At 70.5% G+C, this 13,061-nt stretch carries 13 protein-coding genes; 12 read left to right on the top strand and 1 reads right to left on the bottom strand.

Annotation, left to right across the window (positions count from 1 at the left end; translation table 11 throughout):
• Positions 1-26 precede the first annotated feature (26 nt).
• The 12 genes from NR112_RS03260 (at position 27) to cimA (ending at position 12,386) form a co-directional block, all read left to right on the top strand.
• Positions 27-107, top strand: coding sequence for a 3-isopropylmalate dehydrogenase (locus NR112_RS03260; RefSeq protein WP_081633825.1), 81 nt, complete (start codon positions 27-29; stop codon positions 105-107).
• A 134-nt stretch (positions 108-241) separates the two neighbouring features.
• On the top strand, positions 242-1,306 hold the full coding sequence (locus NR112_RS03255) for a 3-isopropylmalate dehydrogenase (RefSeq protein ID WP_256792532.1): 1,065 nt from the start codon (positions 242-244) through the stop codon (positions 1,304-1,306).
• Positions 1,307-1,488: 182 nt separating this feature from the next.
• Positions 1,489-2,586 carry a branched-chain amino acid aminotransferase gene (locus NR112_RS03250; protein WP_256792531.1) on the top strand — a complete coding sequence of 366 codons (1,098 nt, stop codon included), beginning with the start codon at positions 1,489-1,491 and terminating at the stop codon, positions 2,584-2,586.
• 17 nt (positions 2,587-2,603) lie between these two features.
• A complete protein-coding gene (locus NR112_RS03245; RefSeq protein WP_256792530.1) occupies positions 2,604-3,188 on the top strand; it encodes an HAD hydrolase family protein in 585 nt (194 codons plus the stop codon).
• Positions 3,107-3,415, top strand: a complete 309-nt coding sequence (locus tag NR112_RS03240) for an HAD family hydrolase (protein WP_374511232.1) — start codon at positions 3,107-3,109, stop codon at positions 3,413-3,415. The genes NR112_RS03245 and NR112_RS03240 overlap by 82 nt, the downstream gene beginning before the upstream one ends.
• Before the next feature lie 195 nt (positions 3,416-3,610).
• A complete protein-coding gene (locus tag NR112_RS03235) occupies positions 3,611-5,203 on the top strand; it encodes an amino acid permease (protein ID WP_256792528.1) in 1,593 nt (530 codons plus the stop codon).
• A gap of 167 nt (positions 5,204-5,370) precedes the next feature.
• Positions 5,371-6,099: an FCD domain-containing protein gene (locus NR112_RS03230; protein ID WP_256792527.1), complete on the top strand. Its 729-nt coding sequence runs from the start codon at positions 5,371-5,373 to the stop codon at positions 6,097-6,099.
• A 19-nt stretch (positions 6,100-6,118) separates the two neighbouring features.
• Positions 6,119-7,486 carry a glutamine synthetase family protein gene (locus tag NR112_RS03225; RefSeq protein WP_256792525.1) on the top strand — a complete coding sequence of 456 codons (1,368 nt, stop codon included), beginning with the start codon at positions 6,119-6,121 and terminating at the stop codon, positions 7,484-7,486.
• Positions 7,483-8,859, top strand: a complete 1,377-nt coding sequence (locus tag NR112_RS03220; protein ID WP_256792524.1) for an aldehyde dehydrogenase family protein — start codon at positions 7,483-7,485, stop codon at positions 8,857-8,859. The genes NR112_RS03225 and NR112_RS03220 overlap by 4 nt, the downstream gene beginning before the upstream one ends.
• Positions 8,860-8,909: 50 nt before the next feature.
• On the top strand, positions 8,910-9,677 hold the full coding sequence (locus NR112_RS03215; RefSeq protein ID WP_256792523.1) for a 3-oxoacyl-ACP reductase: 768 nt from the start codon (positions 8,910-8,912) through the stop codon (positions 9,675-9,677).
• Between the two features lie 32 nt (positions 9,678-9,709).
• Complete coding sequence (locus NR112_RS03210; protein WP_256792522.1) at positions 9,710-10,423, top strand: gamma-glutamyl-gamma-aminobutyrate hydrolase family protein; 714 nt, start codon at positions 9,710-9,712, stop codon at positions 10,421-10,423.
• Between the two features lie 382 nt (positions 10,424-10,805).
• Positions 10,806-12,386: a citramalate synthase gene (cimA, locus tag NR112_RS03205; protein WP_156035144.1), complete on the top strand. Its 1,581-nt coding sequence runs from the start codon at positions 10,806-10,808 to the stop codon at positions 12,384-12,386.
• On the opposite strand, the gene bioD is transcribed toward cimA, so the two are convergent.
• Positions 12,365-13,060, bottom strand: coding sequence for a dethiobiotin synthase (gene bioD / locus NR112_RS03200; protein WP_256792521.1), 696 nt, complete (start codon positions 13,058-13,060; stop codon positions 12,365-12,367). The genes cimA and bioD overlap by 22 nt on opposite strands.
• Between the last annotated feature and the right edge of the window lies 1 nt (position 13,061).

The following is a 13,061-nucleotide window of genomic DNA, read 5'->3' as shown; positions in this document are numbered from 1 at the left end:
CACGCAACTCGAAAGACGTGATCACCATGAGCGAAGACGCCAAGGCTGCCCGTCAGGCACTGCAGGAGTCGATGGACCTGCGCGACCAGGGTCACACCGAAGACTGATCCAGACCCCGACGACGTCCGCGGCCTCGCCGCGCCATCGTGACGACGGCCTCCACCTCCCGGGTGGGGGCCGTCGTCGGTTCAATAATTGAGACGCAGATTCCACATCACAAGACGGGTTCTAGGCTGACGACATGGCACAGACGCTGGTCAAGGACGCCTACTCCATCGCCGTGATCGGCGGTGACGGCATCGGTCCCGAGGTGGTGGCGGAAGGACTCAAGGTCCTCGACGCCGTCACCGGCGAGACCGGTCCGAAGTTCACGGCGACCGAGTACGACCTCGGCGCCCGCCGCTGGCACGCCACGGGCGAGACGTTGCCCGACTCCGTCCTCGAGGAGCTGCGCGGCCACGACGCGATCCTGCTCGGCGCGATCGGCGACCCGAGCGTCCCGAGCGGCGTCCTCGAGCGCGGCGTGCTGCTGCCGCTGCGCTTCGCCCTCGACCACTACGTCAACCTGCGCCCCGCCAGGCTCTTTCCGGGGGTCGCGAGCCCGCTCGACGTCGCGCGCGTCGCCCCCGAGGGCATCGACTTCGTCGTCGTCCGCGAGGGCACCGAGGGGCCCTACACCGGCAACGGCGGCGCCCTTCGCGTCGGGACCCCGGCCGAGATCGCGACCGAGGTCAGCGTCAACACCCGCTTCGGTGTCGAGCGCGTCGTCCGCGACGCCTTCTCCCGCGCCCAGGCGCGCCCGCGTCGCCACCTGACGCTCGTGCACAAGCACAACGTCCTGACGTACGCCGGCCACCTCTGGCGCCGCACCGTCGAGGAGGTCGGAGCCGAGTTCCCCGACGTGGAGACCGCCTACCAGCACGTCGACGCCGCGACGATCTTCATGGCGACCGACCCCGGGCGTTTCGACGTCATCGTCACCGACAACCTCTTCGGCGACATCCTCACCGACATCGCCGCGGCGATCGCCGGCGGCATCGGGCTCGCCGCGTCGGGCAACATCAACCCGGCGCGCACGACCCCCAGCATGTTCGAGCCGGTCCACGGCTCGGCCCCCGACATCGCCGGTCAGTCCAAGGCCGACCCCACCGCCGCCATCCTCTCGGTCGGCATGCTGCTCGCGCACCTCGGCCTCGATGCCGAGGCGGGTCGGGTGGACGCGGCCGTCGCCGCCGACCTTGCTGAGCGCGGTGACGCCGTACGCAGCACGACGGTCGTCGGTGACGCCGTCGTCGCGCGCCTCTGACCGCGACGCCGGACGGCATACCCCCGACGGGGGCGTCGCCCGCGGGCGGCGGTGTCGTACGCGTGGGGCGCCGCGCGCGTTCCGGACGGAGCCCGTGGGCGGGTGCCCGACTTCGTCGTCTCACGATGTGGGCGATAGCCTGACAACCGGATCACCGTTGATTTTGCTCCTGGAGGTTTGTCATGTCCCAGCTGTCCTTCGCGGTCACGCGCCGCGACGACGCCACGTCGCCCGAGCGCATCGCCGAGGTCCTCGAGAACCCCGGCTTCGGCAAGACCTTCACCGACCACATGGTCGTCGCGACGTGGACGGCCGAGGGTGGCTGGGGCGACGCGCAGGTCAAGCCCTACGGTCCCTTCCAGCTCGACCCGGCGGCCGCGGTGCTGCACTACGCCCAGGAGATCTTCGAGGGCATGAAGGCCTACCGTCACGCGGACGGGTCGATCTGGACGTTCCGCCCCGAGGCCAACGCCGCCCGCTTCGCCCGCTCGGCCCGCCGCCTCGCGCTGCCGGAGCTGCCCGAGGCCGACTTCATCGAGTCGCTCCGCCAGCTCGTCGACGTGGACCAGGCGTGGGTCCCCGCCGGAGACGCCGGGGAGAAGAGCCTCTACCTGCGCCCGTTCATGTTCGCCTCCGAGGCCTTCCTCGGCGTGCGGCCGGCCCAGCAGGTCACCTACTCCGTCATCGCCTCCCCGGCCGGCGCCTACTTCTCCGGCGGCCTCAAGCCCGTCACGCTGTGGATCTCCACCGACTACGCCCGTGCGGGCGAGGGGGGCACGGGCGCGGCCAAGTGCGGCGGCAACTACGCCAGCTCGCTCGCCGGACAGCTCGAGGGCATCGAGCACGGCTGCGACCAGGCCGTCTTCCTCGACTCCTCGACGCACACCTACATCGAGGAGCTGGGGGGCATGAACCTCTTCCTCGTGACCAAGGACGGGCGCATCATCACGCCCGAGCTGACCGGCACGATCCTCGAAGGCGTGACTCGCAGCTCGATCCTCCAGATCGCCAAGGAGCTCGACCTCGAGCCCGAGGAGCGGCGCATCCCGATCGAGGAGTGGAAGGAGGGCGCGGCCAGCGGGGACATCGTCGAGATCTTCGCGTGCGGCACCGCCGCCGTCGTCACCCCCGTCGGCGAGCTGCGATGGGACGGTGGCTCCGTCGACCACCGCCGTGAGGGCCACGAGGACCGCTACGCCGAAGCCGTCCGCGCCAAGCTCCTCGACATCCAGTACGGCCGCGCGGAGGACTCGCACGGCTGGCTGACCCGCCTCGTCTGAGTCCAGCAGTGGCGTCCGTGGGTGACGCGCCGGTGCGTCGCCCGCGCCTCGTCGCCACCGACCTCGACGGGACGCTGCTGCGCTCCGACGGCGTGATCTCGCCACGGACGAGCGCTGCGCTGCGAGCGGCCGAGTCCGCCGGCATCGTCTTCGTGACGGCGCGTCCGCCCCGGTGGCTCGAACCGCTCGCCGGCGCGGTCGGAGGGCACGGTACGGTCATCTGCGCCAACGGCGCCTTCGACTACGACGTGCGCACGCGGACCGTCGTCGCGTCCTATCCGCTCGAGCGTGCCCTGCTGCTCGAGATCGTCGCGGACCTGCGGGCCGCGGTGCCGGGCATCGGCTTCAGCGCCGAGCTGAGCGGCGGTGTGCACACCGAGCCGGACTACCCTGAGCTGCACCGCCGCTGGGTGCCGGACGACCTCGTGCCGGCTCCCATCGAGGACCTGCCGCCGGACGCCGTCGTCGGCAGCTGCTCGCCCGCACCGAGCGCCTGCCCGAGGACGAGGTCATCCCGCGCGTGGCCGAGGTGCTCGGCGACCGCGCCCTGGTGCAGCACTCGGGCACCGGGGGTCTCGCCGAGATCTCGGCACCCGGAGTGACGAAGGCAGCAGGCCTCGTGCGGTGGTGCGCCCGCACCGGCATCCGCCCGGCTGACGTGTGGGCCTTCGGTGACATGCCCAACGACGTCCCGATGCTCGAGTGGGCCGGAGTCGGGTGGGCCGTCGCGAACGCACACCCGGACGCCCGCGCCGCTGCGTCCCGCACGTGCGCGTCCAACGACGAGGACGGCGTCGCGCGCACCCTGGAGTGGGCGCTCAGGCTCTGACCTTGGCCATGCCGCCTCGAATACCGGCGGGCTGTCCGAATGGTCTGGTGTGGCTCTCTGGGCCCGGTCACGCCGCCGAAACGCCTCGGAAACACGTCTGTCCCGGCCCGGAAGAGGTCGCTCCGAGGTCTGTTCGGCTGCGGTGTGCGGCGCTAGCATCGGTCCAACTTCATACCGAAGATGGGAGTGCAGGGCATGGCTCAGGCAACTGGTCTCTCCGACGACGAACGCCGTCTGGCGGAACTCGGCTACAAGCAGGAGCTCGACCGCTCGTGGTCGGGTTTCTCGAACTTCGCGATCTCCTTCTCCATCATCTCGATCCTCGCCGGCTGCTTCACGACGTTCGGCCAGGGCTTCAACAACGGCGGCCCGATCGCGATCTCGTGGGGCTGGCCGATCGTCGCCGCCTTCATCCTCGTCATCGGTCTGACGATGTCCGAGCTCGTCTCGGCCTACCCCACCTCCGGGGGTATCTACTGGTGGGCCAACAAGATGGGCGGCGCCCGTGCCGGCTTCTTCACCGGCTGGCTCAACCTCATCGGCCTCGTCGCCGTCACGGCATCCGTCGCCTACGGCTGTGCGACCTTCATCGACCTGGCCCTCAGCACGTGGTCCAAGGACTACGCCGACGGCTACTCGCTGACGCGCGTCTTCTGGATCTTCCTCGTCGTGCTCATCGCGGCGGCGGTGCTCAACATCTTCAGCGGCCACCTCATGGCCGTCATGAACAACGTCTCCGTGTGGTGGCACGTCGTCGGGGCCGCCGCCATCATCCTCATCCTCATCGTCGTGCCCGACAACCACCAGAGCTTCTCCTACGTCTTCACCGAGAGGTTCAACAACTCCGGCTATGCCGACGGCTCGACGAGCTCGCCCACCTACTGGCTCCTCATCGTCCCGTTCGGCCTGCTGCTGACGCAGTACACGATCACCGGCTTCGACGCCTCGGCGCACTTGTCGGAGGAGACCTCGGCCGCGTCCAAGGCTGCGGCACAAGGGATCTGGCGCTCGATCTTCTACTCCGCCATCGGCGGCTGGATCCTCCTGCTCTGCTTCCTCTTCGCCGTGCCGGACGGTGCGGACGGCAAGCCCGACAACGCGGGCGTCGGTGGTGGGGGAGTGGCCTACATCTTCACGCACGCCATGGACTCGAAGTGGGCGGCCGCGATCCTGACGATCTCGTGCATCGGCCAGTTCTTCTGCACGACCTCGTGCATGACGAGCGCCTCGCGCATGACCTTCGCGTTCAGCCGCGACGGCGCCGTGCCCGGCTCGCGGCTGTGGTCGACGCTGACCGGGGCGAAGGTGCCGGCCAACGCCGTCATGCTCGTCGGTGTCGTCAGCGCGATCATCACGCTGCCCGCGCTCGTCGAGGTCAACATCGGCACCGAGGAGGCTCCGCTCATCGTCCCGACCGCCTTCTACGCTGTCGTCTCGGTCGCCGTCATTGGCCTCTACCTGGCCTTCCTCATCCCGATCTGGCTCCGCTGGAAGATGGGCGACGCGTTCGTGCCCGGCTCGTGGACCAACGGGCCGAAGTACAAGTGGATGAACCTCGTGGCCGTCATCGAGATCGCGATCATCTCGATCTACTTCATCCTGCCGTTCGTGCCCGGCGGCGTGCCCTTCACCGACGGCTTCGAGTGGAAGTTCGTCAACTACGCGCCCATCCTCACGCTGGGGTCCCTGCTCGTGCTCGCCGTGTGGTGGCGGGTCTCGGCACGGCACTGGTTCAAGGGTCCGAAGACCAACATCGACCCCGAGGTCGTCGACGCGTTCAGCGAGTGACGACGGAACGGCGGCCCCGGCCGGATCCCGCTCCCGGGCGGGTTGGCCGACGGCGACCACCGCGTCCCCACGGTCGCCCTCGACGTCGTCGTGCGCGTCTCGTCGCCGACAAAATGGTCCTTTCTCAGACCATTGACCAGGTGGGGGTGACGGTATTGGATCGACGTGTGAGTGCAGCCGAACGACAGCCGTCCCTGCCGGATGTCGTGCTGCGCCCGGCCACCGGCAACGTCTTCGAGGGCACGGTCGAGCAGCTCGCGACGGCCATCCGGCTTGGCGTCTTCGCCCGCGGTGAGCAGCTCCCGCCGGAGCGCGAGCTCGCCGAACGGCTCGGCGTCAGCCGCAACACGCTGCGCGAGGCGATCGCCGCCCTGCGCGAGTCGAGCCTCGTGACGACCCGACGCGGACGTGGCGGTGGCACGTGGGTCACCGAGTCCGCCGAGCTGCCCTCGAGCACCCCCGGCGCCTTCGTCCGCAGCGGCGCGGCCATGCGCGACGCGCTGACCTTCCGCCGCGTCGTCGAGCCCGGGGCCGCCTGGCTCGCAGCGACCCAGTCCCTGGCGGGCGACCAACGGGCGTGGCTCGCCGACAGCCTCGCCGAGGTCGACGACGCCCCCGACCCCGCCGCGCACCGTGTCGCCGACTCGCGGCTGCACCTGGCCGTCGCGACCCTCTCCGGGTCGCCGATGCTCATCGACGCCGTGACGCGGTCGCAGGCGGCCCTGCACGACATGCTCATGGCGATCCCCGTGCTCCGGCGCAACATCGAGCACTCGAACGACCAGCACCACCAGATCGTCGGGGCCATCCTCGGCGGGAACGCGGAACGAGCCCGGGCGGTCATGGAGGAGCACTGCGACGCCACCTCGGCGCTGCTCCGTGGCCTCATCGGCTGAGACGACAGGAAGGCACGACATGGCGCCCACACCCACGCTCACGCTCGACCGGCTCCGCGAGGAGATCGAGTCCGGTGACATCGACACCGTCGTCGTCGCCTTCACCGACATGCAGGGGCGGCTGCAGGGCAAGCGTCTGCACGGCCACTACTTCCTCGACCACGTGCTCGAGGACGGCACCGAGGGCTGCAACTACCTCCTCGCCGTCGACGTCGACATGAACACCGTCGACGGCTACGCCATGTCCTCGTGGGAGCGCGGCTACGGCGACATGTTCTTCGACCTCGACCTCGACACGCTGCGGCGCACGCCCGGCAGCCGCCACTCGGCAACCGTGCAGTGCGACCTGACGTGGCTCGACGGCAGCGGCGCCGTGGCGCAGTCGCCCCGGTCGGTGCTCAAGGCCCAGGTCGACCGGGCAGCCGGGCTCGGGATGACCGCGCACTGCGGCACCGAGCTCGAGTTCATCGTCTTCGAGGAGTCCTACGAGCAGGCCTGGGACGCGAACTACACGGGGCTGACCCCGGCGAACCGCTACAACGTCGACTACTCGATCCTCGGGGGCGACCGCGTCGAGCCGCTGCTGCGCGAGATCCGCAACGAGATGTATGCCGCCGGCGCCGTCGTCGAGAGCGCCAAGGGCGAGTGCAACTACGGCCAGCACGAGATCGGATTCCTCTTCGACGAAGCGGTGCGTACGTGCGACAACCACGTCGTCTACCGCAACGCCGCCAAGGAGATCGCTGCCCACCACGGCCAGTCGCTGACCTTCATGGCCAAGTTCGACCAGCGCGAGGGCAGCTCGTGCCACATCCACCTCTCGCTGCGCGGCCTCGACGGAGAGACCGTCTTCGTCGACGAGGAGCGCGAGCACGGGCACAGCCCGATGTTCGAGCACTTCCTCGCAGGCATCCTCGCGACGCAGCGAGAGCTGACCTACTTCTACGCGCCGAACATCAACTCCTACAAGCGATTCGCATCGGCGAGCTTCGCCCCGACGACGGTGGCGTGGGGCCGCGACAACCGCACGTGCGCGCTCCGCGTCGTCGGCCACGGTGCCGGCCTGCGCGTCGAGAACCGCATCGGTGGTGGTGACCTCAACCCCTACCTCGCCGTCGCAGCCATGCTCGCCGGTGGCCTCCACGGCATCGAGCACGAGCTCGAGCTCGAACCAGCGCTCGAGGGCAACGCGTACACGTCGGACAAGCCACGCGTGCCCTCGACGCTCCAGGAGGCCCGTGACCTGCTCGCCGGGTCGACCATGGCTCGGGAGGCCTTCGGGGACGAGGTCGTCGACCACTACGTCAACGCCGCCGACGTCGAGATCACGGCCTTCAACGCCGCCGTCACCGACTGGGAGCGCAGGAGAGGATTCGAGCGACTGTGACCACCACGACTCACGACGTCATCAACCCGGCCACCGAGGAGGTGGTCCGCACCGTCGAGCTCGCCTCGCTGGAGCAGACCGACGCCGCGATCGCCCGGGCCTCGGCCGCGAGCCCTCCGTGGCGCGCCGTGAGCCCCGCCGACCGGTCGCTGCTCCTGCGCCGCTTCTCGGACCTCGTCGGTGAGCACCAGGAGGAGCTCGCCCTCCTCGAGGTGGAGAACGCCGGCCACACCATCGGCAACGCCCGCTGGGAGGCGGGCAACGTCCGCGACGTCCTCGCGTACTACTCCGGGGCGCCTGAACGGCACTTCGGCCGGCAGATCCCCGTCGCCGGCGGCATCGACGTCACGTTCCGCGAGCCGCTCGGCGTCGTCGGCATCATCGTCCCGTGGAACTTCCCCATGCCGATCGCCGGCTGGGGCTTCGCACCGGCCCTCGCCGCCGGCAACACGGTCGTGCTCAAGCCCGCCGAGCTGACCCCGCTGACCGCCGTCCGCCTCGGTGAGCTGGCCCTCGAGGCCGGGATCCCCGCGGGGGTCTTCACCGTCGTGCCCGGCAAGGGCACGGTCGTGGGGGAGCGATTCGTCACGCACCCCGACGTGCGGAAGGTCTGCTTCACCGGCTCGACCGCGGTCGGCCAGCGGATCATGCGCGGCGCCGCCGACCAGGTCAAGCGCGTCACCCTGGAGCTCGGTGGCAAGAGCGCCAACATCGTCTTCGCCGACTCCGACCTCGAGCTCGCCGCGGCGAGAGCCCCGTACGGCGTCTTCGACAACGCCGGCCAGGACTGCTGCGCGCGCAGTCGCATCCTCGTCGAGCGCAGCGTGTTCGACACCTTCATGGAGCACTTCGAGACGGCGGTGCGCGGCGTCGTCGTCACCGACCCTCGCGACGAGGCCGCCGAGATGGGCCCGCTCATCAGCTCCGGGCAGCGCGACACGGTGCGCTCCTACGTCGAGGACGCCAGCGAGGACGTCGACGTCGCCTTCCGCGGTGAGGCCCCCGAGGGCAGCGGCTACTGGTACCCCGCGACGGTCGTCCTGCCGCGCTCGACGACCGACCGGGTCTGGCAGGAGGAGGTCTTCGGGCCCGTCGTCGCGGTCATGCCGTTCGACGACGAGGCCGACGCGGTCGCCAAGGCCAACGACACGGCATACGGCCTCTCGGGGTCCATCTGGACCCGCGACATCGGTCGCGGCCTGCGGGTCGCGCGTGGCGTCGAGGCCGGCAACCTCTCCGTCAACTCGCACAGCAGCGTCCGCTACTCGACACCGTTCGGCGGCTTCAAGCAGAGCGGGATCGGCCGCGAGCTCGGCCCCGACGCGCTCGACGCGTTCTCCGAGGTCAAGAACGTCTTCATCTCGACCGACTGACGGTCGGCGCACACCACCACGCAGATCCATCCGGCTGGAAGGAAATCCACATGGCAGGCAGGCTCGACGGCAAGGTCGCGGTCATCACGGGCGGGTGCTCGGGCATCGGTCTCGCGACCGTGCGACGGTTCGCCGAGGAGGGCGCGAAGGTCGTCATCGGCGACCTCGACGAGGCGAACGGCACCCGCATCGCCGAGGAGGTCGGCGGCACGTTCGTGGGGGTCGACGTCGTGAGCAAGGAGGACGTCGACGCGCTCTTCCGCACGGCCAAGGAGACGTACGGTTCCGTCGACATCGCGTTCAACAACGCCGGCATCAGCCCGCCCGAGGACGACTCGATCCTCGACACCGACCTCGACGCCTGGCGCAGGGTGCAGGAGGTCAACCTCACGTCGGTCTACCTGTGCTGCAAGGCCGCCCTGCCCTACATGCTCGAGCAGGGCAAGGGCTCGATCATCAACACGGCCTCGTTCGTCGCCGTCATGGGCGCAGCCACGTCGCAGATCTCCTACAGCGCGAGCAAGGGCGGCGTGCTCTCGATGTCCCGCGAGCTCGGCGTGCAGTTCGCCCGGGAGGGGGTCCGCGTCAACGCCCTGTGCCCCGGCCCGGTCAACACCCCGCTCCTCCGGGAGCTCTTCGCCAAGGACGAGGAGCGCGCCGCGCGGCGCCTCGTCCACGTGCCGATGGGCCGATTCGGCGAGCCGGAGGAGATGGCCAATGCCGTGCTCTTCCTCGCCTCCGACGAGTCGAGCTTCATCACGGCGTCGACCTTCCTCGTCGACGGCGGCATCTCGGGCGCGTACGTCACGCCGCTCTGAGGGCGCGTGGGAGGCTGGAGCAGGAGGTCGTCATGGGTCGTCCGGTCATCGGGATCACCGCCTACGTCGAACGTGCGTCGTGGGGTCGCTGGGTCGACGTGCCCGGGGCCCTCGTGCCGCACCGCTACGTCCGACAGGTCGAGGAGGCGGGCGGGATCGCGATCGTCATCCCGCCGCGCCCGGACTTCGACGACGGGACGGCGCTCGAGATCGTCGAGCGCCTCGACGGCGTCATCCTCGCCGGTGGGGTCGACGTGGCGCCCGAGCTCTACGCGGACGAACGGCACGCCTCCGTCCAGGCCTCGCGTCCCGACCGGGACTCCACGGAGCTCGCCATCGCCCGGGCGACGGCGGGAACCGACCTGCCGGTCCTCGGCATCTGCCGGGGGATGCAGGTCATGGCGGTCGCGGCCGGGGGGCTCCTCGAGCAGCACGTGCCCGACCGCGTGGGCCACGACGAGCACTCACCGGCGCCGGCGACGTACGGCAACCACGCCGTTCGCACCGTCGCGGGGACCCGGCTGGCCGAGATCCTCGGTGAGGAGTCCGACGTGCCGAGCTACCACCACCAGTCCGTCCTGACCCACCCGGGCTACGAGGCCTCGGCGTGGGCCGACGACGGCACGCTGGAGGCGATGGAGGACCCGGACGCCTTCTTCCGGCTCGCGGTCCAGTGGCACCCGGAGGTCGGCACCGACCCGCGCCTCTTCCGCGCCCTCGTCGAGGCCGCCGCCACCAGCCGATGACGTATGCCGTCGCGCGGGTGCGAGGTGTCGTCGGACCCGTGGGCGGCGGGATCACCCCAACCGCGGAGTGGGACGGCGGTCCCACGATCCGGACGTGCTGTTTCGCGGTTGTTTCGTGAGCCCTACCGTGAGCGTGTGATGAAGCGACCCGTGCCGACCGGCACCCTCATTATCGAATAGCGCGACGAGCACCCCTCGTCGCGCAGACCTCCCAACCCTGGGGGGTCTTTTTGTTTCCCGAACCACCCCGAGGGAGACACCGCGAAGGCCACCACCCCGGCCGCCGCGACCACGAGAAGAGACCGGGACGCCTCCCCACCCCGCGTCGCCCGCCCCGAACAGGCGGTCGGCCGAACCCCCGAGATCGAGGACAATGAAGGCCATGGAAGCGCTGCACGTCTACGACACCACCCTGCGCGACGGCGCCCAGCAGGAGGGGCTCAACCTCTCGGTGTCGGACAAGCTCGCCATCGCCGGGCTGCTCGACGATCTCGGGGTCGACTTCATCGAGGGCGGCTGGCCCGGAGCCAACCCGAAGGACACGGAGTTCTTCGAGCGGGCCCGCACCGAGCTCGACCTGCGTCACGCGACCCTCGCCGCCTTCGGGGCCACCCGTCGCGCCGGCGGGGTCGCGGCGGAGGACCCCCTCGTGCGTGCCCTCCTCGACTCCGAGGCGTCGGTCGTGTGCCTCGTCGCGAAGTCCCACACCGGCCACGTCGAACGCGCCCTGCGCACGACGCTCGAGGAGAACCTCGAGATGGTCCGCGACACGGTCGGCCACCTCGTCGCCCAGGGTCGGCGCGTCTTCCTCGACTGCGAGCACTTCTTCGACGGCTGGCACCTCGACCGCGACTACGCCCTCTCGGTCGTGCGCACCGCGCACGAGGCCGGCGCCGAGGTCGTCGTGCTCTGCGACACCAACGGGGGCATGCTCCCGCACCAGGTGGAGGAGGTCGTCGCCGACGTCATCGCCTCGACGGGCGCCCGCGTCGGTGCCCACTGCCACAACGACACCGGCTGCGCGGCGGCCAACTCCGTCGCGGCGGTCCGGGCCGGCGCGACCCACGTCCAGGGCACCGTCAACGGCTACGGCGAGCGCACCGGCAACGCGGACCTGCTCACGGTCGCCGCCAACCTCCAGTTCAAGCTGGGGCTCGACGCCATGGAGCCCGATGCGTTCCGCCGGGCCATGCACATCGCGCACGCGATCAGCGAGGTGACCAACGTCCCTGCCTACAGTCGCCAGCCCTACGTCGGCGCCAGCGCCTTCGCGCACAAGGCGGGTCTGCACGCGAGCGCGCTCAAGGTCGATCCCGACCTCTACCAGCACATGGACCCGTCGCTCGTCGGCAACGGCATGCGCACCCTCGTCTCCGACATGGCCGGGCGCGCGAGCATCGAGCTCAAGGCGCGTGAGGCGGGGCTCGACCTGTCCGACCGCCCCGACGTCGTCGCCGCGGTGCTCGCCGAGGTCAAGGACCTCGAGCTGCGCGGGTGGACCTTCGACGCCGCCGACGCGACCGTCGAGCTGATGCTCCGCGAGGCGCTCGAGCCGGGGTGCACCGACTACTTCGAGGTCGAGTCGTGGCGGGTCATCACCGACTCCTCGGGCGAAGGTGACGCCACGTCCGAGGCGACCGTCAAGCTGCGTGCCGACGGTGCCCGCCTCATCGCGACCGGCGAGGGCAACGGTCCGGTCAACGCGCTCGACCACGCGCTGCGCGAAGCCCTGGCCCGCGCCTACCCCGAGATCGAGAAGATCGAGCTCATCGACTTCAAGGTGCGCATCCTCGATGCCTCGCACGGCACGGACGCCGTGACGCGTGTGCTCATCGAGACCTCCGACGGGGAGACGTCGTGGGACACCATCGGTGTCGCCGGCTCGATCCTCGCCGCGTCGTGGCGTGCCCTCACCGACGGCATCGTGCACGGCCTGCTGCGTCAGGGTGTCCCGAGGCGCTGAGCCAGTCCCGGCAGCCAGCCTGGAGCGTCGGCGGCGAAGGTCGCCGGGTCGAGGCGTGGGGCGCCGAGCGGCACGGCGCCGACCAGACCCCCGGGGAGCGCCCCGAGGTAGTCGCGATTCGTCGTCTCGATGACGTCGGGATGGTCGGGCCACGCGCCGATGACGATGCCGAGTTGCCGGACTCCTCTGTGGGACAGTGCTTCTCGCGTCAACATGGTGTGGTTGAGGGTGCCGAGTGCACTCCGGGCCACGACGAGCACCCCGCTGTCCTCCAGGATCGTGGCGAGGTCGGCCAGAGTCTCACCGGCGTCGGTCAGCTCGACGAGCAGACCGCCCGCGCCCTCGACGACGACGAGGTCGTGGCGTACGCCCAGGTCCGCGACCCGGGCCACGTGGTCGGCCAGGGTGGGCAGGCCGACGCCCTCGAGCGCGGCTGCCGGCCTCGGCGCCATGGGCGCCCGCAGGCGCACGCCCTCGACGGTCGCCACGCCCGTCAGGCGCTCCACCTCGGCCATGTCTCCCGGCTCGCCGGGTGCCACCCCGGTCTGCGTGGGCTTGTATGCCGTGACGCTGCGTCCCGCGGCCCGTGCCGTGGCGAGGACGGCCGCCGTCACGACGGTCTTGCCGACGTCGGTGTCGGTGCCCGTCACGAGGACGACGCGCGGGAGGTGCACC

It is taken from the genome of Terrabacter sp. Ter38 (assembly GCF_024519435.1).
Classification (GTDB): domain Bacteria; phylum Actinomycetota; class Actinomycetes; order Actinomycetales; family Dermatophilaceae; genus Terrabacter.
This window is presented reverse-complemented; position numbering and strand designations above follow the sequence as displayed.